The 26,207-nt window shown below is 42.8% G+C and carries 15 protein-coding genes, 1 pseudogene and 1 riboswitch; of the genes and pseudogenes, 3 read left to right on the top strand and 13 right to left on the bottom strand.

What is annotated here, in order from left to right; translation table 11 throughout:
- Nucleotides 1-36: 36 nt before the first annotated feature.
- The 5 genes from T344_RS0100850 to T344_RS0100830 all read right to left on the bottom strand — a co-directional run bounded on the left by T344_RS0100850 (nt 37) and on the right by T344_RS0100830 (nt 7,669).
- Nucleotides 37-2,013 (bottom strand): ABC transporter permease, encoded by a 1,977-nt coding sequence (locus T344_RS0100850; protein ID WP_027627148.1) that lies wholly within the window; start codon nt 2,011-2,013, stop codon nt 37-39.
- A complete protein-coding gene (locus T344_RS0100845; protein WP_027627147.1) occupies nt 2,003-2,773 on the bottom strand; it encodes an ABC transporter ATP-binding protein in 771 nt (256 codons plus the stop codon). Before T344_RS0100845 ends, T344_RS0100850 begins: the two co-directional genes overlap by 11 nt.
- 127 nt (nt 2,774-2,900) lie before the next feature.
- Entirely contained in the window at nt 2,901-3,947 is a 1,047-nt protein-coding gene (locus T344_RS0100840) for a sensor histidine kinase (protein WP_027627146.1), read from the bottom strand.
- On the bottom strand, nt 3,944-4,657 hold the full coding sequence (locus tag T344_RS0100835; protein WP_027627145.1) for a response regulator transcription factor: 714 nt from the start codon (nt 4,655-4,657) through the stop codon (nt 3,944-3,946). The genes T344_RS0100840 and T344_RS0100835 overlap by 4 nt, the downstream gene beginning before the upstream one ends.
- Nucleotides 4,658-4,672: 15 nt before the next feature.
- Nucleotides 4,673-7,669: an N-acetylmuramoyl-L-alanine amidase gene (locus tag T344_RS0100830; RefSeq protein ID WP_027627144.1), complete on the bottom strand. Its 2,997-nt coding sequence runs from the start codon at nt 7,667-7,669 to the stop codon at nt 4,673-4,675.
- A 676-nt stretch (nt 7,670-8,345) separates the two neighbouring features.
- On the opposite strand from T344_RS0100830, the pseudogene T344_RS30675 reads away from it, so the two are divergent.
- A pseudogene (locus T344_RS30675) lies at nt 8,346-8,468 on the top strand (IS200/IS605 family transposase); the annotation flags it as partial.
- A gap of 2 nt (nt 8,469-8,470) precedes the next feature.
- Here the strand turns inward: T344_RS30675 and T344_RS0100825 are convergent.
- Nucleotides 8,471-9,271: a CPBP family intramembrane glutamic endopeptidase gene (locus T344_RS0100825; RefSeq protein WP_027627143.1), complete on the bottom strand. Its 801-nt coding sequence runs from the start codon at nt 9,269-9,271 to the stop codon at nt 8,471-8,473.
- A 291-nt stretch (nt 9,272-9,562) separates the two neighbouring features.
- A complete protein-coding gene (gene fba / locus T344_RS0100820; protein WP_027627142.1) occupies nt 9,563-10,498 on the bottom strand; it encodes a class II fructose-1,6-bisphosphate aldolase in 936 nt (311 codons plus the stop codon).
- Between the two features lie 481 nt (nt 10,499-10,979).
- Here fba and T344_RS0100815 point away from each other — a divergent pair, with 481 nt between their 5' ends.
- Nucleotides 10,980-12,227 (top strand): 6-phosphofructokinase, encoded by a 1,248-nt coding sequence (locus T344_RS0100815; protein WP_027627141.1) that lies wholly within the window; start codon nt 10,980-10,982, stop codon nt 12,225-12,227.
- Between the two features lie 243 nt (nt 12,228-12,470).
- Here the strand turns inward: T344_RS0100815 and T344_RS0100805 are convergent, their stop codons facing one another.
- From T344_RS0100805 to T344_RS0100795, 3 genes are all read right to left on the bottom strand, one after another.
- Complete coding sequence (locus T344_RS0100805) at nt 12,471-13,334, bottom strand: AraC family transcriptional regulator (RefSeq protein WP_027627140.1); 864 nt, start codon at nt 13,332-13,334, stop codon at nt 12,471-12,473.
- Between the two features lie 205 nt (nt 13,335-13,539).
- Entirely contained in the window at nt 13,540-14,199 is a 660-nt protein-coding gene (locus T344_RS0100800; RefSeq protein WP_027627139.1) for an HAD family hydrolase, read from the bottom strand.
- Between the two features lie 8 nt (nt 14,200-14,207).
- Nucleotides 14,208-14,774 carry an HD domain-containing protein gene (locus tag T344_RS0100795; protein ID WP_027627138.1) on the bottom strand — a complete coding sequence of 189 codons (567 nt, stop codon included), beginning with the start codon at nt 14,772-14,774 and terminating at the stop codon, nt 14,208-14,210.
- A 286-nt stretch (nt 14,775-15,060) separates the two neighbouring features.
- Nucleotides 15,061-15,140, top strand: a riboswitch (ZMP/ZTP riboswitch).
- An 83-nt stretch (nt 15,141-15,223) separates the two neighbouring features.
- On the opposite strand from T344_RS0100795, the gene pflB reads away from it, so the two are divergent.
- Nucleotides 15,224-17,452 (top strand): formate C-acetyltransferase, encoded by a 2,229-nt coding sequence (gene pflB, locus T344_RS0100790; protein ID WP_027627137.1) that lies wholly within the window; start codon nt 15,224-15,226, stop codon nt 17,450-17,452.
- A gap of 211 nt (nt 17,453-17,663) precedes the next feature.
- On the opposite strand, the gene T344_RS0100785 is transcribed toward pflB, so the two are convergent.
- The 3 genes from T344_RS0100785 to T344_RS0100775 all read right to left on the bottom strand — a co-directional run bounded on the left by T344_RS0100785 (nt 17,664) and on the right by T344_RS0100775 (nt 26,113).
- A complete protein-coding gene (locus tag T344_RS0100785; RefSeq protein ID WP_027627136.1) occupies nt 17,664-18,188 on the bottom strand; it encodes a type 1 glutamine amidotransferase domain-containing protein in 525 nt (174 codons plus the stop codon).
- Nucleotides 18,189-18,215: 27 nt separating this feature from the next.
- Nucleotides 18,216-19,073 (bottom strand): Cof-type HAD-IIB family hydrolase, encoded by an 858-nt coding sequence (locus tag T344_RS0100780; protein ID WP_051571512.1) that lies wholly within the window; start codon nt 19,071-19,073, stop codon nt 18,216-18,218.
- 74 nt (nt 19,074-19,147) lie between these two features.
- Nucleotides 19,148-26,113 (bottom strand): S-layer homology domain-containing protein, encoded by a 6,966-nt coding sequence (locus T344_RS0100775; protein ID WP_027627134.1) that lies wholly within the window; start codon nt 26,111-26,113, stop codon nt 19,148-19,150.
- Between the last annotated feature and the right edge of the window lie 94 nt (nt 26,114-26,207).

The following is a 26,207-nucleotide window of genomic DNA, read 5'->3' as shown; positions in this document are numbered from 1 at the left end:
ATCTGTTATACTTTATTATTATTCTGTTGAACTTTATTATTTTATAGAAGCTTTATTGATAATCCCTTTGTAATAATTTTCTGAAACTGCTCTGCTGAAAATCAATTGAAGAACGATATATACTGCGGCAATTTTTGCGCTGGCACTCCAAAATTCCTTATATAAATCATTACCTCCCATTATTGACTGGATAATAAGCATGAGGCAGACACCCATAAATAAACCAAGGATGAGAGGGATAATAAACAGGAAACCTGTCTGGGTATGAATAAATTTCCTGAATTCCTTTCTCATTACTCCGATTTTTCTTAACTGTGAATATTTCTTTGCCATCTTATCGGTACTTTCATATTGGCGGAAGAGCAATATCAGTATTGAAGCTGCAAAGAACAAAATGCTTATAAAATTTGTAACAAACACAAAGTTTGAATAAAGGTGTCTCATTAAGGTATAGCCTGCATAATCGCCAAATACGGTAAAATGCTGTGACAGGGGATTGCTGTTGTCCCTTATCCCGTTCAGCCTGTCGAAAACAGGCCCTGTTTTTTTCCATTTATCCACTCTTATATCGTGTATTATACCGTTAAATTCTTTATTTGAGCTTTCAAGCTCTCTGTAATTTTCATCGGCAACAACCAGAATATATCTGTTTCCCAGAACAATTTCACTGCTGAAATGGTGACTGGTGACAGTGCCTTTCATTAAGAGTTTTTTTGTTATAACACCGTTTGTTATTTCAATTTCCTTAAGACTGCTCTCTGAAGGTACAGCCAGGGGGTCGGCTGCAAGAATCTGTGCTTCACCGCTGCCTATTGCCAACTGGTCCCCGGTCATAATATGCAGTGTGGATCTGCTTATGATACATACCGGAACGGCAGGGCTCTGTGAAGCTCCCTTATCTGCCGGTGATGCCGGCACACTTTCAATTTTATTTGCAAAAGTACAGGGATACCTGAAATGCTCTCTCAGCCCTGCGCCGCTTTCCTTAACAAGCTCATCCGCATAGCCCTCTTCAAACCTGTTTACCCCGAAAGCCTCAATATAAGTTATTACCTGTTCCGGAGTCCTCTCTACGATTTTTTCGGATATACTCAGCAGGGCAAAGGTTGAAGCCGAACATAACAATATCATTCCGCTGAGTATACTGAGAAGGAAAAGCACATTTGCATTCTTTTTTGAAGTATATTTCAGTTCCGAAAGATTGAGCAGGCTCCTGCCGTAAAGCTCCCTATTCCCTTTGACAAATGCCGAAAGAATTCCCGTTATATGCGATATGACCAGATACATTCCGGCCATGCCTGCAATAATCGCCAGAATAATGGGTATTCTTTTCATGGCTATATCCCTTGACATTGCTGCTGACACCGAGGTTGAAGCAAATACCGCCATCAGCACAAGCCCCGCGGCAGCAAGACCGCTGTGACTCCGGGCGGTAAACTCGGATTCCCTGTCCGAGGTCATCAGCCTTTTAATGTTCATTTTTCTGCGGGAAAGAATAGTTATAAAAATATTTACACCATATATGACGATGAATATTGCGGCAGTCAGCAAATAGCTCCGATAGTCAAGTACAAATCTTCCGTTTTCTTCCCCGATTATTTTCATATTGATCATGTAAACCAATCTGGAAAAAACCGTTCCCACCGCTATTCCCAACACAATTGAGGCAGCCAGTATCACCAGATCCTCAAGAATTATCAGTCTGGATATATCCCTGTAAGTCATGCCCATTGTCATGTAAAGCCCGAATTCCTTTGACCTGCTCTTGTTTTTGCTGCTGTTGATATAACTGATAAAGCCTACCGAAAATATGGATAAAATAATGACCATTATTGAAAAAACATATTCGGATCCCATTCCTGCCCTGTTCATAAAATCATTGATTTCCTTACTGAAGGAAAGATTGCAGAAAATGAAAAAAATAGATATGGTGAAGGTACTGCACAGAAAAAAGGCGATATATTTGCGAATCCCGAATTTGAAATTTTTCCACACAATTCCGCTAAATTTCATCTTTATCAGCCTCCCCTTCCAGTACAGCAAGGCTGTCTATTATCTTTTCAAAAAATTGGCTTCTGCTGCCGTCCCGGAGCTGTTCAAAACATATCTGACCGTCCCGTATGAATATAATTCTCTTGCAGTAGCTTGCCGCAAACGGGTCATGGGTAACCATCAATATTGTTGCCTTTTCATTTTCGTTGATTTTTTCAAGACAGCCCATTACGGCTTTAGCTGACTTGGAATCAATGTTTCCGGTGGGTTCATCGGCAAATATTACCGCCGGGTTGTTGACAAGGGCCCTTGCCACAGCCGCCCTTTGCTGCTGTCCGCCTGATACATTGTAAGGATGTTTGTCTGCCGCCTTCTCTATATCAAAAAGCTGCAGATACCTGTTTATTTTCTCTTCAATCTGAGACATGGGCTTTTTATCGAGTATAAGCGGCAGCATGATATTTTCCCTCAGTGTAAGGCTGTCAAGCAGGTTGAATTCCTGAAAAACAAAACCCATCCTCCGTCTTCTGAAAAGAGCAAGCTCCTCAGCCTTCATGGAAAACAGGTCCTGCTTCTCAATAACCACATTGCCGCCTGTGGGGACATCTATGCCGCTCAGCATGTTCAGCAGCGTGGTTTTGCCGCTTCCCGACGGTCCCATGACACCCAGGAACTCTCCTTCATTTATGGTTAATTCCACACCGTTAAGAGCATTTGTGCTCTGCTTGTTTTTTTGGCCGTAATATGTTTTTATCAGATTTTTAACTTCAATTAATGCCATATGCATTCCCTCCGTTTGATCTCTTTAATCAAATTATAAATTTACGGAGAATAAATAAGTATTCAACAACCTTTCACAAAACTTACAGTTTTGAAAGAAAAGCAGTTTTGCGTACTGAGGTTTTACGTTACTGAAGTTTTAATTTACGGTAGATTACCGACACACATGTACCTGAGCCGGGATGGGATTCCACAACAATCTCGTGGCCCAGCCCCCGGGATATGAGTTTAACTATGTACAGTCCTATACCGGTGGCGTTTTTCATCTTCCTGCCGTTTTCCCCTGTGAAGAAGGGGTCCATTATCTTCTGAAGGTCATGTGCCGGAATCCCTATTCCGTAATCGCGTATACTTAATATTGTCTTATTTTCGTCAGTTTCAATTTTAAAATCCACTTTTTTCATTTCCTCAGAAGCACCGGAATATTTTATGGAGTTGGATATTATCTGTTCAAGCATTACAGCATTCCATTTTGAATCGGTAAGTACTTCGGCCTTTTGAATTCCGTTGGGAACAATATGGGGACATACGTTGTTATAAATGAAACTCCGTTTTTTGCTGTTGATAATTTTTATCAATTCCGGGTATAAATCCACAGACTCAGGCTTATAATCCTTGTTGAATTCATTGATACGCAGATAGTCAAGCAGATTGTTCAGCATTTCAAGCTGTCTTGTATTTTCCTCTGAAATATCCTGAATGGTGTTATACAAGCCACATTCCCGCCTATCCTGGCAAGCAGTGCCGGGGGTGTTTTGAACGGCCAGGTCGATGACCGTTACAGGTGTTTTCATAGCGTGGATAAACTGTGAGATAAACCTTCTGAAATCCAGGTTTTTTTGTTTCTCTTCATTGAGTCTTGTATTATGATGCCTGTGGATTTTGATAAGCGTCGAATTTATTTTCCTTACATAATGCTTGCCGGAATAAACCTCGTCCGGGAGGTTTATTTCTCCGGTATCACACATGATCATCAATTTCCTGTAGGAAAAGTATTGTACAAACAGAAACGGTCCGGATAGGACAACAGAAAGACAGGCCGGATAAAGCCATTCGGTGCTGTCCATGGAAAGATTGAAGAAAAGGATAATTACAGCTGTATTTATGATAAGGAGAATCAGAAGGGAGAGCTTGTCTTTCAGGAAACATAAGAATATGTATAATTCCTGTTTCATAAGCTCTTCTCCTCTTTGGACCGGGTCAGGGCTGCAGCATCAAGAAAGTAGCCTGCTCCCCGTTTAACTTTAATTGCATTTGAAAATCCAAGCTCCTGGAGGCGTGCTTTCACTCTGGTCATATTAACCGAAAGGGTATTTTCCTCAACAAAGGTTGCATCATCCCATAATTCCTCAAAAAGCTCTTCCCGTGGAACCACATTGCCCGGTTTTTCCATAAGCTTCTTAATAAGCCTATACTCGTTTTTTGACAGCATGACCTGGTTACCCCGGGTCTTCAAGGTCAGTTTTTCGGTATCCAGTTCTAGCTCTCCCGCCTTTATTACCGTGACAAACAAATTGGCTGCCGCCCGGCTTCGTCTGAGCAGCGCTCCCATTTTGGCAATGAGCAGCTCAATATCAAAGGGCTTGGTTATATAATCATCGGCACCGAATTCAATTCCCATGACCTGTTCACTGCTGCTGTTCCTTGCAGATATTATGATGATGGGAGTTTCCGAAACACGCCTGATATAACGCACGAAATGAAAACCGTCCAGATACGGCAGGTTGATATCCATAAGCACAATGTCGGCCCTTGATTGCTCAAACTGCTTTTCCACATTCTTGAAATCGGTTACTTTTTCAACAACATAGTTATATTTGGCTAATCTGTCAGCCACCAGACTTGAGAGAGCCAGATCATCCTCTGCAAGAAATACCTTCGGCATACAATACCTCTCATGTTATCTTGTGTTCTTTACGGCCCACTCCTGTATGGCCTTGCCTATGGAATTGGCCATTTGTACCTGGTTGTCATAATTGGACAGCCACTGATACTCCTCGGGATTTGACATAAAGCCGCCTTCAACCAATATGGCCGGAGATTGAGTAACTGTGCATACAGAAAGGCTCTGCCATCTAAATCCTCCATCATTGCGCTTCAGGTCTGCTATCAGGGAATCCTTCACAAAACCTGCCGCAGCCTTTGAACTGTCCTTTGAATATAATACCAGCAAACCTACGTGCTTTGTGTAGTCTGCCGTCACATCCATGGAATTGTTGTGTATGGAAACCGCTATATCGGGTTTCTCTTTTCTTATTAAATTTGCTCTTTCATTGAGGCTGACAGTCTTGTCACCTGTTCTGGTCATAATAACCGCAGCGCCTAAATCCTGCAGATACTTTCTGGTATTTAAAGTAATGGCCAGATTGAGCTGCTTCTCATACGGGCCGTATTTTCCAAGAGGCCCTATGGCTCCGGTTTCGCTTCCCCCGTGGCCCGCATCGAGTAAAACTCTTAGGCCTGTAAGCGGTTTGCTTCCGGTGCCCGAAATCTTTGGTGCATTCTTGAGTGATAAAACAAGTGCTCCGTTTTTATACTGGGCATAATACCCGAAATAGTTGTCAGGTGACTTCAAATTAAAGGTGTATTGGGCCGCACCGTCAACTGCCATATAATCTATGGACTTGAAAATAGCTGCTCCCGGCGCTGCCGACCCGGCATTAATACCTGTCGTACCGTATATTTTCAGAATTACTGCCGTCGGGGATGCTTCTATGCCAAACACCATATTAACAGGCATTTTAAAAGTAATGTCGGTATAGCTTCCGTTATCCTTTACGTTTACGGAGGATATTTTGTTGGAGGCCAGCGGTTTGTCATTCACTACCTTAACATATTTTTTGTCGGTCCAAACACCGCTTTTCAGCAGATAATAACCGTTCTGCTCACCTACGATGTAATCCACCGCACCGTTTATTAACGGAGTAACTCTGGATTGATCCGATGACGGTCCTGACCTTGCCACGGCTTCGGCCTCGGAAGTGCTGACAAGGGCATATTTATAATACTTGTCGGATTGAATGCCGAGGATATTGCCCTGCTTGCTTGTTATTTTCTGTCCCTTGTACTCCATGACAAAAACAGGCTTGTCAAGATTCAATATTTTCTGGCTTCCCGGCACTGCCGGCATGGTAAAGGTTCCTCTATACCTCGCCGGGGTGATGGCCCCTCCGTTGGAATCCATGTCACCGGCATTGGCAAGCTCCACCCTGTATTTACCTATCTCCACCCATACCTTTGCTCCAGTGGGCGCTACACAGGAAAAATCAATTTTCTGACCTGTTTTCATTGTCATGGACGCTGTCGGTGAAAAATACCCTGTTCTGAAGCCCGGCTTGTTCATCTGATAGGGAGCAGCAGAAGTTGAGGCAGCTGTCCTTGTTATTTTAAATATGGTTTCCTTGTCCTTATGCTTGAAAACAAGTACGTTCTCACCAACCTGCAGCTCCTGGTAAACCGTAAAATATCCATCCTCGGAGGGAGTTATCTGATTGCCGTTCAGGTACAGCGGCTGATCGGGGTCACAGCTTCCCATTATACTCACCTTTGAGGAGGAGGTTTTATATCCGTTTCCGGGAGCTGCAATATAAAGCTGACGGTCTTCAGGCACCGGGCTGCCGGCATCCCTGCCTGCCACATATATCCCTCTGAGTTTGTCCTTGATTCCCAGCACATTTGCTTTCAGATTCGAATATCCGTAGAATATGCTTCCGCTGACAGCTTTGCTTTCTCTGTTCATTGCAATCTGCTTGGGTATCTGCAATGGGTCAAGCCACTCGTTGGCCTGTGAGGGATCATTTATCTTGTAGGCGGCATGTCCAACATATAATTTTACGCTGCTGCCGCTGCATACGTTTTTCCACCAATCCAGAATTACCGAATAATCCGCAATCTTAAAGCCTATATTCCAGTATATCTGAGGAGCTATATAATCTAAGTATGCTTCCTTTACCCATTTCTTTGTATCGGCATAGTGATCGTAATACGTTGATATACCGCCCTGTGTATCGGATCCTTCTGCATTTTTATCCTTGTTGGACCATATTGCAAACGGACTGATTCCAAACTGAGCCTGAGGTTTTATTGCTTTTACAGTGTCGTATGTACTCTTTACCAGTGTATTTATATTGTTCCTGCGCCAATCGTCCTTATTGGTGAAGGAACCCTTGTATTTTTCGTAGGATTTGCTGTCGTTAAAGTCCTTACCGTTGCATTCACTTTTTGAGGGATAAAAATAATCATCGAAATGAATACCGTCCACATCATAATTTTTAAGAATTTCAGCAACCCCGTCGGTAATGAGCTTAATGGCTTCGGGTGAGCCTGGATCGAGATAAAGCCTGCCGTTGCCTGCCGCCACTACAGCACTGGATATTTTTCTGGCAGGATGACCAGCTGATAAAGCGTCCACACTTTTAACCGGTTTTGAGGCCGTGCCCATTGAAAGCCTGAGAGGATTCAGCCACGCATGTATTTGTATGCCCTTTTTATGTCCCTTTTCTATTATATATGCCAGGGGATCAAAATTCTTGTCATTTGCTTTTCCCTGCTTGCCGGTCAGATATTCAGACCATGGAAAAATTAAGGATTTGTACAATGCATCTCCTGTAGGCCGCACCTGGAAGAATATTGCATTCATCCCCATGTACTCAGCATTATCCACTATTGCATCAAGCTCTTTCATTTGCTGTTCCGCACTTAGTCCCGGCTTGGAGGGAAAGTCAATATTGCTTACCGACGCGATCCACACTCCACGCATATCCTCAACTGCAGCTATTTCCTGCGCATTTGTCACATTTCCCGGATACTCCTTTTCTGTAAAGACCTTGTACCCCACCACTGGAAAAAGCATCAAAATAACAAGTAAAAGACAAACTACTCCCGCTTTTTTTCTCATTTTTACCCCCACATCATTAATCATAAAAATCAAATAGTTAAAATTACCAAAAATACATTTCTACTATAAATATAAACAATTCGACCTTATATCTCAACAAATCTTAGAATATTTAATAATTTCTTAATATAAAAAACACAGTTTCAGCAAAAAAGTCCCATTCCCCGGTATTTTAAGGGATGAGACTTTCGACTTGAATATATACTTTAATTGATTTGGGCTTCCCTTGTCGGCTGTGTATTCATTTCTGATAATTTCATTCCGGACAGTGTAATAAGACAGTGCGGAGCATTGATAGCTTTTATGGTCAAGTAAGTGTTTTACAGGTTTCGGGTGATTTAAATTAACGCGTTGTGCCAATTAATTTAGATTTGCTTTACCTGTGTAGTTCATTATATCAACTGGTAACTTCCGTACTAACTTCATAAAATAGGGACGCACCCAAAACAATTGCGGGAAATTGTTTTTAACCGTGCATCCCTATTTCATGAAGTTGTCCTCGCGTTACCAGTTGATTCCAAATAAATCTATCTGTAAAGCAAAATAAAATTTCACTTAGCACAATCTGTATAAGCATTATCTTCAATCACCTTATACTAATAAGGCCAAGCCCTTTTGTTGTCAGCAGCCGTTTCACTGTCTGCGTGTAGTTCCTTGTATGCTGACCTAAATATAATTGCAATATAGTGTTTCACCAAAATACCGTAGACAGGCAATATGCGGGAAAATAAAAACAGATATAGGTCAAATATTGAGAAAGTTATACAACCAAAAAAGACCAGAAATTATAGAAGCAAATGCTTATACTATTCGCCTGTTCTTTCTGTCGTATATCACAACGGTTGCAATTGAGACAAGAACAATCACAGCATTTGCGGCAATTGTTCCAGCCCAAGTCATAGTCATGGTGCCAAAAATGGGAGATACCGCATTGAACATGGTGTGGAATAACACGCACATAAACACACGGCCTTTTCCTGATATTTTGTAGATTGCCCCATTGAAAAACCGAAATGCAATGAGTTGAACTGCAAACATCCAAAAGTTAATGAGTCCCTCTCCGTGATTGGTCCCCGGAATGAAGAAGAGAGGAATATGCCATAAAGTCCAAATGATTCCAACAGAAACGGAGGATAAAACAAAGCCATATTTTTTGTCAAGCTCAGGCTGCAATATGTACATCCAGCCAGCTTCCTCCAAGCCACCGATAATAAGACAACCAGGCAGGGAAAGGAAGAGCGTATAAAATGGAAGCACCATTTCGGCACGGCCTGAAACTGCAATATGTACCAAAAAATACAGCACAAGCCCTCCAGCAACGAACAAATAAAGAGATATGTTATTTTTGGCGTAAAAAACAGTTTTCAACCATTCCTTAAAATCTGCTATTTTGTTATTTTTCTTCAGAACGATATATGAAGCAATGGCGGGCGACAAAATATAGATTGCAAAAGGAATATTCATCCCGAATTGCTGTAACGAGTAAACCCAATTGTGAACCGAATATCCGAATTGCCCAAGAGAAATCAAAGCACCTGACACAAGATAGGCTATGCAAAATGTCAGCATTGTAAATTGTACTGTGATTTTTTTGTCTGTCATGATTTCTTCACCTCACATTTTTGAAGTATACATTACCCTTGTGAACCTGTAATAAATCCATTCTACCACATAAATCCAGTCATATCGCTTGTGTTTTCTCTTCCCCCTCTGCCTGACAGGACTTTTTAGAAGTTCGCCAGCTTAACAAGGAGGCTTTATATTTTCCACTCAAAGCTATAAGCTTTCCTGAACCACACGCAGAACGTGTAGTATTCGTTACACAATAAAACAGCTCCCGGACAAAAGTCCGGAAGCTGTTCATTATATTTCTTCAAATTAAATTACTGTTAATTAAGCTTTACCGTCTGAACCGAGAACGTTAACGATCTTGTTCTTAACAAGTCCCTTTATAGCTTCTCTAGCTGGTTTGAGGTATTGTCTCGGGTCGAAGTGGCTTGGATTTTCAGCAAAATACTTTCTGATGCTGCCTGTCATTGCAAGTCTCAGGTCAGAGTCAATGTTGATTTTGCAAACAGCCATTGATGCTGCCTTTCTGAGCATTTCTTCAGGAATACCTATAGCATCGGGCATTTTTCCGCCGTTGTTATTGATCATTTCAACAAACTCAGGAATAACTGATGATGCACCGTGAAGAACTATTGGGAACTTGGGAAGTCTTTTTTCAACTTCTGCCAATATATCAAATCTGAGCTGTGGTTTCTGTCCCGGCTTGAATTTGTAAGCACCGTGGCTTGTTCCGATAGCTATTGCCAAAGAGTCAACACCTGTCTTGGTAACAAATTCTTCAACTTCATCAGGCTTTGTGAATGCTGCATCGGCATCTGATACATTGACTGCATCCTCAATACCTGCAAGTCTTCCCAATTCAGCTTCAACAACTACTCCTCTTGCATGGGCATATTCAACAACCTGTTTTGTCAATGCAATGTTGTCTTCAAAGGAATGGTGTGAACCATCTATCATAACCGAAGTGAATCCTCCGTCAATACATGATTTACAAAGCTCAAATGTATCACCGTGGTCAAGATGCAGACATATTGGAAGGTTGGTTTCAATAATTGCAGCCTCAACCAACTTCATGAGATAAGTATGATTTGCATACTTTCTGGCCCCTGCCGATACTTGAAGAATAAGTGGAGCATTTACTTCCTTTGCTGCTTCGGTTATACCCTGAACTATCTCCATGTTATTAACATTGAAAGCACCTATGGCGTATCCGCCTTCATAAGCTTTCTTAAACATTTCTGTAGAAGTTACTAATGCCATTTTTAAATGCACTCCTTTTATATTTTATTTTACCTGAAATCCTATGTTTTTGTGGCCTGCATATCTTTGCCTTCAGTACAAAAACTATGAATCCCATTTTATAATAATTATTATTTATCAAAAATATTCTTTTAATAAATAATAAGGTAATTCCAGAAACCCATCGTTTCTATTTTATGAAAAATTCAGCTTAAAATCAAGGGAATTTTTGATATTTTTTTGTCAATGGCTAAGCAGCAATAATAATATTCAAACAACAATCAAATACTATTATAAAACACTACCCATAAATCTGACTGAAGCAGCGAATGACTCAGAATGTTAAATCTGCAAGAAATGAATATGTGTAATTGCAATTTATTATCCATTATGCTATATTTTAATGTGATTGCGTATTGTAATATCAGCCTTTCAAAGAAAGGTCTGGTAAAAGCAGCGTACATTTATACAAATTAATATAAATCATTAGGAGGTATATACAATGACAGTTTTAAAGGGTGCCGCTATCTTCGGACAGTCGGGTGGACCAACTTCAGTAATTAATGCAAGTGCCTGCGGCGTTTTCCAGGAAGCATTAAAGCAGGAAGCTATTACAGCTGTATACGGTGCAGCTCACGGAATCAAGGGTATTCTTGATGAAAAATTCTATGATATGAGCAAGGAAGATCCATACGAACTTGATTTATTAAAAACTACTCCTTCTTCCGCTCTGGGATCAGTTCGTTACAAGCTCAAATCAGCTGATCAGGATGAAACTGACTATAAGAGACTCGTTGAAGTTTTCAAAAAATATAACATCAGATATTTCTTCTATAATGGCGGAAACGACTCAATGGATACCTGCAACAAGGTCAGCAAGTATATGCAGAAGGTTGGTTACGAGTGCAGAGTAATGGGTGTTCCAAAGACTATAGACAATGACCTTTTCGGAACAGACCACTGCCCCGGTTTTTCAAGTGCCGCTAAATACATTGCAACTTCTACCATGGAAGTTTACCACGATGCAAGAGTTTACAACACAGGCATGATCACAATATTGGAAGTTATGGGAAGAAATGCAGGATGGCTGACTGCTTCAACAGCATTGGCTGCTTACAAGGGTGCAGGTCCTGATTTGATATACCTCCCTGAAATAGATTTTGATATGGATCAGTTCCTTGAAGACTGCACAGCAATCTACAAGAAAAACGGCAACTGTATCGTAGCTGTTTCAGAAGGTATCAAGGATAAGAACGGAAAGTATATCTCCGAATACGGTTCAGATCTTGCCCAGCAGAGAGATTCCTTCGGGCATGCTCAATTAGGAGGTCTTGCAGCTACTTTGGCCGCTATTGTTAAAGAAAAGACCGGAGCCAAGGTCCGTGGCATAGAATTCAGCCTTCTCCAGAGATGTGCTGCTCACTGCGGTTCGGCCAGCGACGTCAACGAATCCTACATGTCGGGTCAAATGGCTGTCAGATATGCAGTTGAAGGTATGACTGACAAAATGGTTGGTTTCAAGAGAGCTGAAGGAAAAGAATACAAGTGCGAAATTCAGCTGCTTGACTTGAACGATGTTGCAAATACCGAAAAGAAAATTCCAAGAGAATGGATAAACGAAGCCGGAAACGGTTTGAAACAGGAATTCATCGATTATGCATTACCTTTGATACAGGGTGAATCAACTCCTCCTAAGGAAGATGGTCTCCCAAGGTTTGCCAGGCTCAAGAAGGTATTAGCTACTAAATAGTAAATATACATGATAATAAATATGCATGCAAATATTCAAGGGCAGGTTACAGTAAAAATGTAACCTGCCCTTTTTATGTACTTATGAGATTTACCCGGCTCATCAAAGAACGAAAGTCCATTAATTCAACCTTTGTTTTATAATTGTTCAAGTTAAATTACATCTGATTTTTCTATTTTTCTAAGTGTAATTTCATCGGTCCTGATATAAGGAAATGCTGAAAATAAGCTTGTTTTTTTCACTTTACCCTTTCACCTCCATGTATCCGGTTATAACAGGTACCCATAATTCATTTTCAGGTTGGTGCCCCGGTGCAAGAAAATTCTCTATGCAGGGCAGATTTCCAAGTTGGTAGCCTGAGGCAGGAAGCCATTCGGAGTATATGCGTTTCCAGGCATCAATAACATTCGGAAAAACAGCCCAGCTTGACGGTGGAATTAAAAGTGTTTCCATATCCACGGGGACCTCACCCTGGTATCTTGCCCCCATAAAATACTCAAACTCTTCATCCCTGATGTCGGAATCTTTTCCGCAGATACCCAGGATGCCTTCCATTTTACACTGCGGCTTTTCCCAGGACATATCAATCAGTGTTTGAAGAAATCCATTTTCTTTGGCCTCTCCCCATAGTTCAGGGATTATCCTTGCAGCCATCCGGGTTTTTACAGTTTTCTTTTTACCCGCAATTCTTAGTTCAAAATCCAGATTCTCAATTCTGTAGTCCATTTCTTTTACTCCTATTATAGATAATTGAAAGGACATTCTCGGATAGGCTTTAAGCATGGTACCCTTCTCACGGGCTTCTGAAGGTTTAATTCCATGAAGCTTTTTAAACGCACGGGTAAAAGAGTCAGCAGAATCATAATTATACCTGATAGCAACATCGATTATATGGATACCGGTTTTCTGCAGTTCAAAGGCCGCCTCCGTAAGCCGCCTCCGTCTGATGTACTCCGAAAGTGTTATACCCGCCATAGAGGAAAACATTCTGGAGAAATGATATTCAGAACAGCATGCTGTTTGTGCAAGCTTGGAGTAATCGATTTCTTCAGTTAAATTTGTTTCTATGTACTCCAATGCATTATTAATGCTCTTAATCCAATCCATTTGATGCCCTTCCGAGTAATATAATAATAAAAACAGGATAATGGTGTCCGACTTTTGTTGCACATGTTTGCAGGGTTCATTAATATACGTTTACACGTTGAGTGTCTGCCATTCTTCTTTTAATATTCCATAACAAGTGATCTTCCAAATTTTTAATTTCCAGCTCTCTGATTAAAAAATTTACAAGTACGTTCACAGAGTTCTCTTAATGCAAAAATAAAAACTTAGTGAAATCCTGGACCGTATTGAAATAATAGTCGGAGTGGATTTTCATATACTCCCTGATCTCAGGAACAATATGCGACCAGCCGGCGCCTGCAAACTCAGTATTGCATTTTCTGGCCATATCCAACCCCGGTTTTAAATCGTCAACCACCAGTATATCCTTAACATTCAGATTGTACCTTTTCATAGTCTCGTATATTGGATATGGGTTGGGTTTTCTCTGGCGTTCCTCCATGTCCCAGCCGAAAATCAGGTCGGGCTCCATATTGCAGTTATGTAAATAATCCCTCCGGATTTGTTGGCTCTCGGAATGAGAAACCACCGAAATAAGGCCTCCGGCCTCCCTAAATTCCTTCAACAGCTTCTTGACGCCTTCATAGAACACCGGTATCCTGCTCTTTGTATAACTTCTCCATATTTGATACTGGCACTCCTGCTCTTCTTTTGTAAACTTCATAATGTCCCTGCACAATTCATTAAACCCCGGATTAAAACAATGTGAAACAAATTCTTCAAGGCTGGGGGGCTCCATATCCGGCCGCAGAGTCCTTACCGCTTCCACAAAGGAAGGATAATGGATATCAGGCGTACTTTTAGTAACAGTATCGTCATGGTCCAGTATCAAACAACGGTATCTCATATTATTGTTTACCCTCCTGATTTGCATTTTCCCTTTGTCTCCTCATCTACCAGTTCCCTGATGTTTTTAATAACTTTATTAAAACCCATATATGAATTACCATAGTTTAAATTAAATTCATAATCGAAATCAGAGGGATTCCTTCCCTGATTGTGCTGAATTATTGTCTCCAACTTGTCCAGAGCTTTGACAAGTTTTGCTTCTAAAGTCACGGCAGTATTGTACTCATTCCAGAGGTCTTTAATCCTTTGTTTCGGATTTTGCGGCAGATCCTTTACCAATGTACTTACAGCATCTGCCTCTCTTTTCAATTTTCCATCCGGGTCGCTTTCAAACTTTGCCGACACGTCACCCTCATAAATTTCACCAAAGTCATGTATAATGCACATTCCCAATACTTTACCCATATCAGCCTCAGGAAAACATTCCGCCAGAGAAAGTGCGAATACTGCAAGCCTCCAGGAATGTTCTGCGACACTTTCCTGCTTTCCTTCAGAGGTCCATGCAGTTCTTGTTACATTTTTCAGTCCTTCCGTATCTTTTATAAAATTAAGAATATTATATATTTCGGTCATATGTGCCTCCGGTTAATGTCTTATTTATTATTTTAAATAATATAATTAATTCTGTACATCTCCATAACTATGGTAATAGTATACCAAACGTATGTTCTTGTCAACAATGCTTTATCTGCGCTCACATTTGAAATAAGCCACAATATATAGTTTATTGCTTTAACATATTAGCATATCTTGTAGATTTTTTCATAAATTTTATCTTGAATTTTGGGATATCACTTGACTTTTGAATCAAAGTTAATTTATACTTAGTATGTAAGAATTAATTTTAAATTTTGATTCAAAACTGTCATGCAACTGGCGGAAGTGGAGATTACCACACGGGAGTATGACTTTTAAAAGCCGGCCGCCTGGGCGCTTAAAATGCCCAGGCGGCTTTTATTTTGCTACTTTTGTATTGCAGAGTAAATCCCTTGGCAAAAAAATCATATAGGGAGGCAGTACTTATGAATCTATCTTTTCCTGAATTTAAAAGCGGCAAATGGAATAATACCATCGACGTTCAAAATTTCATTCAAACAAATTACAAACCTTACGACGGCGATGAAAGCTTTCTGGCCGGTTCAAGCATAAAAACAAAACATTTGTGGGAAACCTGTAAAAGCCTGCTCATTGAAGAACATTTGAACGGAGGAGTTCTGGAGATCGATTCCGGAACCATCTCGGGAATTACAAGTCACAAGCCCGGTTTTATAGATGAACCCTTTGAGGTAATAAAAGGTCTTCAGACAGATTCACCCCTGAAAAGGGCCTTTATTGCAAAAACCGGCTACCGCATGTCAAAGCAGGCCTGCGAACAGTTCGGCATCTCGCCTGCGCCTGAAATAGAAAGTATTTTCAGCAAAGAAATCAAAACACACAATGACGGTGTTTTCAGCGTTTATTCCGAAGAAATGCGCAGGGCGAGAAAATGCGGAGTCATCACAGGCCTGCCCGACACATACGGCAGGGGCCGGATTATCGGAGACTACAGGCGGGTGGCGCTTTACGGTATCGACAGGCTGCTGCTTCAAAAGCAGCAGGACTTTGAGGCCCTGCCGCCGCAAATGTCCGAAGAAGTAATCCGGCTCAAGGAGGAAATCCACGATCAGATCTCAGCACTTAAGGCCTTGATAGAACTGGGCAATTCTTATGGCTTTGACCTTAAGCGCCCCGCACAGGACGCCTTTGAAGCAGTTCAGTGGACTTATCTCGCTTTTCTCGGGGCCATGAAGGAAACCAACGGCGCGGCAAATTCCCTGGGAAGACTCAATGTGTTCTTTGATATCTATATAGAAAAAGATATTGAAGACGGCATATTAACAGAAATTCAGGCCCAGGAGCTCATAGACCAGTTTGTCATAAAACTCAGATTCATAAGACATTTGAGAACCAAGGAATACAATGAGCTTTTTGCCGGTGACCCCGTATGGCTGACCGAGTCCATCGGCGGTATTGGAACAGACAGGAGACATATGGTAACCAAAACCTCCTACAGATTTTTGCACACCCTGAATAATCTTGGTGCAGCACCTGAACCAAACCTGACAATTCTCTGGTCTCCAAAGCTGCCAGAATCCTTCAAGCTGTACTGTTCCAAAATATCCATAAAGACAAGTGCCATACAATACGAAAATGACGAGCTTATGAGACCTGCTTACGGGGATGACTACGGAATATCCTGCTGTGTTTCTGCCATGCGCCTTGGAAAGGACATGCAATTTTTCGGAGCCAGATGCAATCTCCCCAAGCTTCTGCTGCTTTCATTAAACGGAGGCAGAGATGAAATCACCGGCGAACAGGTGGCTCCGGCACTTCCCCCTTACGAAGGGGATTACCTGGAATATGATAAAGTGCTCGACAATTTCAATAAGCTTCAGCAGTGGCTTACCGGACTCTATGTAAATACCATGAATGCCATTCACTATATGCACGATAAGTATGCCTATGAAAGACTGATGATGGCGCTGCACGACACCGATGTCAACAGGCTCATGGCTTTTGGCATTTCGGGCCTTTCAGTCATTGCCGACTCCTTGAGCGCCATAAAACATGCCAGGGTCAGAATAATCCGGGATGAAAGAGGCCTTATAACCGATTTCGGGCTCACTGAGGACTACCCGCAGTTCGGAAATGACGACGACCGTGTGGACAGCATTGCAAAAGAAGTGGTAGAAGGCTTCTACAACAGCCTGAAAACCCACCCCACCTACAGAAATGCAAAGCATACCCTGTCTGTGCTGACCATAACTTCAAATGTCGTATATGGTAAAAAAACCGGCTCAACACCCGACGGCAGAAAAAAAGGAGAGCCCTTTGCCCCGGGTGCGAACCCCATGCACAACAGGGACAGATCAGGTATGCTGGCCATGCTTAATTCTGTTGCAAAAATACCTTACAGCTGCTGCAGCGACGGAATATCACTTACACTTTCAGTGATCCCGGCAGCATTGGGAAAGGAAGAAAATACTGAAACAAGCAATCTTTCGGCACTTATTGACGGCTATATATTGAACGGAGGGCATCACATAAATATAAACGTACTGGACCGGTCAACCCTTGAGGCCGCCATGAATGAGCCCATGAAGTACAATCAGCTCACAGTCAGGGTCTCGGGTTATGCCGTACATTTTATTAAGCTCTCGAGAGCCCAGCAGCTGGAGGTACTGTCAAGAACCTTCCATGCAAAGGCATAAGGCCTAAAACATGGAGCTGCCTCAAAGTAATATAATTATAATAATATATCACTGATAATAGTTCGCTAGTGCAACTTCAAAAAATGAGAAGCTCTATAAAAAGTAAATACTTGCGATGAGCCGTAAAATTTCAGTCATGTACTTTGTGAGCTATCCATTTTTGAAGTTAATATGTAGCACTATTAAGTGTTTCACATCTATTTAAATTGTGTTAGTTTTGCGACACACCTCTTCCGTCCAGCATACTTACAAACTCTCTCATAAAATAGGGCAAATCCTCAGGACGGCGCGAGGTGACCAGTTTGCCGTCAACAACCACCCTTTGTTCAACATACACACCTCCCGCATTTATAAGGTCGTCCCTGATGCCGGGATAACAGGTACACTTCCTGCCGCTCAAAACCCGGGCCGATATCAGAATTTGCTGTCCGTGGCAAATGGCTGCAACAGGCAGCTGCTTCTCCATAAAATAGCAGACTGCCTTAAGAGCGGCTGAATTCTGCCTGATTTTTTCAGGAGCCTTTCCGCCCGGTATCATCAAACCGGAATATTCTTCGGGATTGATCTCTTCAAAACTCATGTCTGCATTTATTACAAAATGGTATTTCCCGCTTACGGACCCCTTTTCAAATGATGCCGTGTCCACCCGGATCCCTTCCTCAAGCAGTCTGAAATATGGATAGAGTACTTCGGAATCATCATATCCGTCTGCTGTGATCATTAATATTTTTTTCATATACATCACCCTTTGAATAAAGTATTCTTAATATCTTTTTATCTGTAAAGCAGGCAGGATATTAAAAATAATATCCTGCATTACATCCTCATCATTGCTTACGGTTATTATATCTGCCGCCTGCTTGACACAAGCCCTTGCATTTCTCACAGCAATGCCCGCATCAGCCGATTTTATCATTCCAATATCATTGTCGTAGTCACCCACGGCGATAACGGTCTTTTGGCTGAACCGGGGCAGCTTCTTCAGCCCTTCCAGAGCCATGCCCTTGGAAACATTCTTTTTCAAAAGCTCCAGATAAAAATCCTGGGAAAAAACATTTTCAACTCTCTCCTCCAGTTCAAAAGTTTTAAGGGCAGCCTGCGCCTCAAACAGATTTTTACCGGTATCGAAGAGTATTGCCTTGTACCAGTCCATTTCTGAAACTTCAGCCAATGCGGAATACCTGAACACCTTTTTTTCCCTTTCAACAGAGGGATCCACATTTCCCTCGGACGAAACTATGTACATCATTTCAGGAGTGAAAATTTCCACTGTCATATTCTCAAAATTTTTTAAACAGTGGTCAACATATTCATCAAGCATATGTTTTTCCAGAAATTCGGACTTTATATCCCTGTCCTTTTCAAAATCGTATACCAATGCACCGTTGTATAGGATGCACGGGCCATTGGGTTTCAGGTCTCCCATATACGGTCTGATACTGTATTTTGTTCTGCCGGTTGCCACTCCGAAAATTCCTCCATGCTCAATGAAATATCTTATGGCATTAAAATTTTTCTGCGATATTTTAAAATTTGAACCAATGAGAGTTCCATCCATGTCACTCAATATCAGATACTGTTCATAGCTGCCTGTCATGTCCGAACCTTCCTTTATATTCATAATGGTAGGGGCTGTCCCAAAAACTTATATTGTATAAGTTCTGAGACAGCTCCCCATTAATTAAAGTATTATATCTATATCAACTTTGATTTCTGCAAAAGATTTCTTATAATAACACAAGCTTCGGCTCTGGTTATGTCAGCCTTGGGAGCAAGCATTCCTGCATCCTTTCCCGAAACAATACCCGTATCCACACATGAGGCAGCACCTTTGACCGCCCAGGAAGCAACCTTTGATGAATCACCAAAACCTGCAAGAACCTTTTGGTATTCATCAGAATTTGCTTCCGGCTTCAATCCGGTAATTTCCATGGCTTTTGCAATAACAGTCAGGGCCTGCTCGCGGGTAATCCTGTCTTCCGGCCGGAATTCGCCGTTTCCGCTGCCGGCCATAAGCCCGTATGCTGCTGCAATTGAAACAGCATCGTGGTACCAGGCTTGAGCAGGTACGTCGGTAAAGGAATTATTTCTGCTGCTTGTGTGCCTGAGACCCAGAGCATTCACAACTATAGCAGCAAATTCCGCCCTGGTTATGCTTCCTCCCGGATTGAAATTGCCATCTTCCGTACCCGACACTATCAATCTTGACCCCATGTCGTTTATTGCCTGTTTTGCCCAGTGTTTTTCAACATCCTTGAAGGACTTTGTGTTTTCTATCAGCAGATATGCGCTGTTGGTAAGGCTGTTTATCCTTGCATAATATTTTCCGTCAATGACATTTATGGTGGTAGGTACATGGAACAATGCCCCATCCTGCCCTGCCACAACACCTGTAGTGATGCTTGCAGGATCAGCACCTTCCGGTATTGCGATCATCCTTTCGACATAACCTTTGAAATTGGAAACCTCTACTGTTTTGCTTCCAGCTGTACAGGTTATTTCAAATTCAACCGGCCCGGTTATCACCCGGTAGTTGTTTTTGCCGGCATTTTCCCTGATCGTGGCTTCCGTTTCCCCGGATACTTCGGATAGTTTCACTTTAACTTTTATATCTTTCAGCTCAATGTTACTGCCAAATTGAAGAAGAATATCATCTATCCCCATCATGGCGGCAGGAACATTGTATATCATGCTACCGGCCTTGATTTCAAGAACAACCTGCTTCGCTTCCATATTTTTAATACTTTGAGCATTAAGTACCAATATTGAAGTATCATCCCCGGTGTCAAACGGTACTGTGATTTTTGCCCCATTGTTCAAGCCGCCTGTTATTTCCTGCAGCTTGCCATCGTCAACAGTAACAGTGGTAACAGTTTGGCCGCCGGTCTTTTCGGTAACTGCGGAGGCAAATTCTCCTTCAATTCCGTTTACATATATTTTTACACTGGCTTTTTCAGCTGCCGGAGCTTTTGTATCCCCGGAAGTACTGCTGCCCGACGAATTTCCCGTACTGGGAGTATTTCCGTTATCTCCCGAAGCAGCGAAAGGAATAACAACATTGGATGCTGCTGATTCGGGGCCGCTGCCGGCACTGTTCACAGCTCTTACCGTAAACCGGTAGGAAGTGCCGTTGTTCAGTCCCGTGACAACTATGGTATTTCCCGTTCCGGTTGCGGTTATGCCTCCGGGAATTGAGGTTGCAATATATCCTGTGATCGGGCTTCCGCCGTTATCCTCCGGAGGAGTAAAGCTTATGGTTGCACTGCCATTGCCGGCTGTAGCACTGACTCCGGTGGGTGCACCAGGTACGGCGGCAGTGACCGCACTGATCTCGTTTGAGTTCCTGCTTACTCCGTGCTCATTTACAGCCCGTATAACAAAGTAATAGGTCTTGCCTCCTGTTAACCCGGAAGCCCTGTAACTCAGTACAGTACCATCCACCGTAGCTGACGCCGTTCCGTATACTTCTGAGGTTTCAGATTTGTATATTTTATAACTGTCTGCTTCCGGAACGCTGTTCCAGGTCAATATAATTTCAGAACTTCCAGCTGCCGCCGAAACACCGCCGGGCGGGGCAGGAATACCGGTTGGAACTGCCATTGCCTGATTTGAGAGCGGACTTTCACCATATGCATTGACTGCTGTTACAGCCAGGTAATAGAGGGTGCCATTTGTAAGATCCTGTATATTATATTCATAAGTAGCGCCATCAACATATTGTATAAGGTGTCCTCCGGCTGCGCCGTCAACATTATCCAGATATATTGCACCGGGAGAAGTCGAACCTCCGTCGGCAATATCTATTGCACCTGATGTTGTATTTGTGATCATTGCTGTTGTGTTCACATCAGCTGTACTCATGTATATTGTGTCGGCATATATTTTATAGCCTGCGGCACCTTCAACAGGGCTCCAGCTGATTTTAACCCCGCCGTCTCCGGCATCTGCAGACAGTATTTCAGGTACGCCGGCCGCAGAAGCGTGAGGTTGGGCCATGACCTCCCTGGAGTAACTATGCTCAGTACTGCCGCTGACAGCCTTTACTGCAAAATAGTATTTTTTTCCGTTTACCAATCCGGTTGCATCATAGCTGTTGGTCAGGCTTCCTACAGTACCCAGTTCTGTATTGTATATCCCCGATACCGTACCTGAGAATATTTTATAGCCTTCTGCATCAGATACCGGGTTCCAGCCGATCAAAACATGGGAATCTCCCGGTATTACCGATGATATTACCGGCACCTCCAGGGTACCTGGAACAGTCCGTACACTTGTGAGCGGAGTGCGCAATACCGCACCTTCCTCATTTGTTACATTGGCGTACCACCAGTACTGTGTATCGGACGACAATCCCTCCCACAGCTGGGTAACCGTTCCCGACATATTTTCCTGCTTCCCTATGAGGTTGTTTGTGTAAACACCCACATCCAGTCCACCGGTCTCCAAGGTCTTTATGCTTGTGTCAAAATCCACGTCCAGTTCATAAATATCCTGTGATGAAGCCGTTACTCCGATGTCATAGGAGCTCAATTTAGGATTGTCAAAGTAATTGAAGTCGTTTAAATAAGGAGAATATGAATTCATATAAATCTTATCGTTTTCAAGGTCGAAATAGAGCATTTTTATGTATTGCAAACCGCCTTCGGCTGCTCCCTGGTAGTCGGTACAGATCTGATATACCTTGCGTTCCTTTATGCCGTCTCCGTTATCGTCGAAACCGTCAACCTTTATTGCAGCCCCGAAGTAATGTCCGTTGATAACTGCAAAGACATTTGGATTTTTAGCCACTACCTGCTCCTGCACAAGCAAACCCGTATAATCCAGAGTACCGCCCTGTTTAAGATAGCGGTGCATGGCAATGATTGCCTTGCGTTCGGGATACTTCGCCAGAACCTCATTCATCCAGTCAACTTCCGGCTTATAGCAATCCCAGCTCATATATAGAATGATAAAGTCCTGTCCTCCGGCCGAAATCAGATCATAATGTCCGAGATTATTGCGGTAGGAACCTCCATAATAGATATTCTTATTATACCTGTCCTCTCCGAAGTACTTCCAGTAGCTGTCAAACTCCTCATTTCCCGATGCCACATCATGGTTCCCCGCAAGCACTCCATTGGGCATTCCCGCATCATCAAACAGTTTTTGTGCCTGATCGGATATCTTCCATTGCTCTTCCCGGTCCCATTCATCGATCAAATCTCCCGTATTAATTGTATACTTGATATTATAATTGTCCCGGTTATCCAGAATCCATTGATTCATTTCAGGATAATGATGAGGCCAGCTTTCCACATAGTATTGCGGGTCGGATATCCATGCAAAGCTGAAGTCATAGTTTCCAGGCACACCTGTGCCATCCCATGCCTGGCTGCCTTCATTGGAGCCATTTCCCGGGCTCTGAGCCGTGTTCCTCCCCGATGTGGATGGAATACTGCCTTCACTCCGGTTTTGCACCAGCAGCAGTGCCGTACCGTCTTTTATATGATTTTTTGCCTTGAAGGAAGCCTTGATTCCCCCCTGGTCTTCAGAAGCAACAGGCTCCCATTTGTTTTCAGACACATTGAGCACATACATCTGAAGAGTACCGGGTGCATTGCTGCTGCCTTTCCAATCGGCCTCGATCAGATCCTCATCCTTCAGTTCTCCCGTCTGTATTTGGAAAAGCTGATACGGGAGCTCCCTGTCACTGCTTGAGCTCAAACTGCCTGAGCTGCCGTCGAACACCGGATTGTCCCCGGCTCCTGAACTTACCTGAATATTATTATCTTGAAGAGAAAACTGTTTACCTTCCATAAAAGCTACGGTAACTCCGGCATTATAACCGCCGTTCACCTGCACCGATATGGCTGCCGACGTGCTGCTTTCCTGTTCAACCTGATTTACAGCAGCATCGGGTACCGTAATATCGGTAACGAAGGTAACCGATTTCTGAGTGGTTTGTCCCAGCATATCGGTAAAGGAGACATTCAATACATGTGTTCCGTTGCCGATATCACTTGAGGAAACCGTATACGGCAGCGATATTTTCCTGCCGTCCAGGACCGCTTGGGTCTTTGAACTGTCAATACCGCTTCCGCCGTCATTGGCTGCCGGGGAAATAACATATCCCTGATCCAGTTTTTGTCCATCTTCAAAACCCACATCCACACCGGGTCCGGCATTATCTGAAATTATGGACGCACTTGCTGTGCTGCCGCCCGCAGAAGCCCTTATAACATGTCTTCCTTCGGCCAGAGCCGCTGTATCAAGTTGAAAACCCCTGCCCTTCAGCATTTCCTCCGGAATTGTAAAATGTACATCCAGTGAAAGACCGCTGCTGCCAATTGTATATTTATCCGAATAGTTTATTCCATTGTCGGGATAGATAAATGTTCCATCTGGTAAATACAGCGCCATATTGCTCATTGCAAAGCTCGCATAGGTGCCGCCCTCCTGAAAGGGACTTCCCTCGGTACCCGCACGGAGTGTTACCGTTACCTCATAATCTCCGTTTGCCTTCCTGACAAAATCGCCGCTGTCTATATGAGCTCCTTTCAAGCCCACTCCTGCCCAGCTGGACAGCAGCTTTACAGCTTTACCGCCCACAGTTACGGCATTTTTATAATAGGAAGTCAGATTGTCGGACTTGTATGAGAAATATGCTCCGTTATGCAGAACCGGTGCAATGGACTGCGGCTGACCGTCAATCTCAATATTTATCTCATCGTCTCCGTTCAACATTATTGCAGAAACAGGAATGACTCCGCTCACAACCTGGTTATCGGATACATTCAAAGTAATACTTTCGGTTTTCACCGTTGGACTGATGTCCACGCTGTAAACCGGAGTATCATAATATCTGTATGCATTGTACGCTCTTATGTAAAACGTTACCTTCTTGTGCCCCAGAAATTCACTGGCCGGGATGGAGGTTATGAGCTGCCTGGCAATACGCTGTGTTTTTTCAAGCTTGACCCTGTACTGAACTTCGTCATCAAACCTGTAATATGTCTCAATTGTATTTACCCCGGTTGCAGTGTCATAACAGTCAAAAGCCACATTCAAGGCAATACCTTCATCAATTGCTTGCGGTATGGCCTCTCTGGGTCTGAGTACCATGGTGCTTCCGTCGTCTTCAAAACCTCCGTAATTGTCAAAGGCAACCCTTTGGGCAGGCACCTGCCAGGCTTTTACGCTGCCGGGAGTGGGCGTGCTTTTTGTTTCGGCCTTGACCATCCGTATTCCGTTATCCCTGTTATATGTATAATCTATTGTGGTGGTTTTTGCCGTATCATCTATTTCATCTTCATGGTATGTGCCCAAAACTACAGGCTTTTCATAAACATTGCCTAATTTTATGGTTCTTTCAATATCAGGGCTCATACCCGAATAATTCACTTTAATTATGGACTTATTTTCTTCAAGTGCCACACCATAGTGCTGATTAAACTGCGCAACTGTTTTTTCATCATCGTTTATCCACACTACCAGCGTTTTTCCCGGATCTATGTAAAGTGCATTGGTGGCAAAGGTCCAGCGCAGGTATGACAAACCCGACGGGTATTCATAAAACACATTGTAGTGGCTAAAGTTGATAGTATGGTCCGAATTATTAAAAAATTCAATATAATTATAATCGGTGTCCTCAGTTTTAAGCTCTGTCATAAGTACCTGCGGCTGCTTTGAGGAATCATAGGCATATTGGATGCCGGAGGTTTTCTCCTCAGACCTGGTGGTTTTTGTATCGTTATAAGCTTCAATATACCAGGTCACATTGTCACCCCATAGCTTTGTCCTGGGGACAGTTACACCCAATTTACCGGTTCCGGTGCTTTTCATGGGAAATTGCTGAAATCCCGTATATTCACTTTGTTTCAAAAAAAGACTGGCTGACTTTGTATCTGTAAAATCAGCCGAAACAGTGAATGGTTCCTCACCGGAATAATCAGCACTGGCAGAAATATTTGAAATAACCGGCTGATTTGGAAGCATGGGAGGAGTATATTGCTCCTCTGATACCACTCCGGGGCTGGGCACCGCTTTTTGCTTATAAACCAGCATGACAGTGCCTTCGGCGGGAGCACGGAATTCAATGCTTTTCCCGTCTGCCGAATCTGTTGCAGGTGTAAAAGCAGCTTCATATATCAAACTTCCGCTGCTGCTCTTTATCCGCATACTTCCGTTATATGTATTGTAAAAACCTTTACATGACGATGAGTCTATTTTATACACCGGCACGCTTTCCTGGATGCCGAATGCACTGCGGAAATCGCTGACGGTTGGAGTCTGGCTTTCAGACGCAGAACTGTACTTGCTTGAATAATATGCCCACAAAACAGCACAGCTGTTGGCAGGAATTATGACATCCCCTGTCTGCTCCAAAAAAGGCATCAGGTATTCCTTGTCTTCAGTTTTTCTGTAGTGGTACAGCTTGTAATCCCTGGAGAGGTTTATATCGCTGTCTGTGGGGTTGTAAATCTCCACATATTCCATAGGGTCAAACACGGCCGAACCTGTGGGAACCCACTGGGGTCTGTCTATATCATCTATATAGACTTCGGTAATTAGAATATTGGCTGCCTTTTGCGCAGCTGCCACTCCGCCGCTGCCTGCAAACATTGAAAATGTCAGCGCGACGGTGCATATCCCTGCAACTATTTTTTTCAGTATGTTTTTCATTACTACCTCCATTACTTATTTTAAATTCTTTGCTCATACATTAGCCAAATCAGACTGTTAATTTAATTATTCCTAAGTATATTTAATAAAACAG

Source organism: Ruminiclostridium cellobioparum DSM 1351 = ATCC 15832, assembly GCF_000621505.1.
Classification (GTDB): domain Bacteria; phylum Bacillota; class Clostridia; order Acetivibrionales; family DSM-1351; genus Ruminiclostridium; species Ruminiclostridium cellobioparum.
Note: the sequence above shows the minus strand (reverse complement) of the source record. Positions and strands in the feature narration are given on the sequence as shown.

Excerpts from the sequence above, each read along its gene's own strand:
- T344_RS0100850 (WP_027627148.1), bottom strand. The coding sequence starts at position 2,013 with ATGAAATTTAGCGGAATTGTGTGGAAAAATTTCAAATTCGGGATTCGC.
- T344_RS0100845 (WP_027627147.1), bottom strand. The coding sequence starts at position 2,773 with ATGGCATTAATTGAAGTTAAAAATCTGATAAAAACATATTACGGCCAA.
- T344_RS0100840 (WP_027627146.1), bottom strand. The coding sequence starts at position 3,947 with ATGAAACAGGAATTATACATATTCTTATGTTTCCTGAAAGACAAGCTC.
- T344_RS0100835 (WP_027627145.1), bottom strand. The coding sequence starts at position 4,657 with ATGCCGAAGGTATTTCTTGCAGAGGATGATCTGGCTCTCTCAAGTCTG.
- T344_RS0100830 (WP_027627144.1), bottom strand. The coding sequence starts at position 7,669 with ATGAGAAAAAAAGCGGGAGTAGTTTGTCTTTTACTTGTTATTTTGATG.
- T344_RS0100825 (WP_027627143.1), bottom strand. The coding sequence starts at position 9,271 with ATGACAGACAAAAAAATCACAGTACAATTTACAATGCTGACATTTTGC.
- fba (WP_027627142.1), bottom strand. The coding sequence starts at position 10,498 with ATGGCATTAGTAACTTCTACAGAAATGTTTAAGAAAGCTTATGAAGGC.
- T344_RS0100815 (WP_027627141.1), top strand. The coding sequence starts at position 10,980 with ATGACAGTTTTAAAGGGTGCCGCTATCTTCGGACAGTCGGGTGGACCA.
- T344_RS0100805 (WP_027627140.1), bottom strand. The coding sequence starts at position 13,334 with ATGGATTGGATTAAGAGCATTAATAATGCATTGGAGTACATAGAAACA.
- T344_RS0100800 (WP_027627139.1), bottom strand. The coding sequence starts at position 14,199 with ATGAGATACCGTTGTTTGATACTGGACCATGACGATACTGTTACTAAA.
- T344_RS0100795 (WP_027627138.1), bottom strand. The coding sequence starts at position 14,774 with ATGACCGAAATATATAATATTCTTAATTTTATAAAAGATACGGAAGGA.
- pflB (WP_027627137.1), top strand. The coding sequence starts at position 15,224 with ATGAATCTATCTTTTCCTGAATTTAAAAGCGGCAAATGGAATAATACC.
- T344_RS0100785 (WP_027627136.1), bottom strand. The coding sequence starts at position 18,188 with ATGAAAAAAATATTAATGATCACAGCAGACGGATATGATGATTCCGAA.
- T344_RS0100780 (WP_051571512.1), bottom strand. The coding sequence starts at position 19,073 with ATGAATATAAAGGAAGGTTCGGACATGACAGGCAGCTATGAACAGTAT.
- T344_RS0100775 (WP_027627134.1), bottom strand. The coding sequence starts at position 26,113 with ATGAAAAACATACTGAAAAAAATAGTTGCAGGGATATGCACCGTCGCG.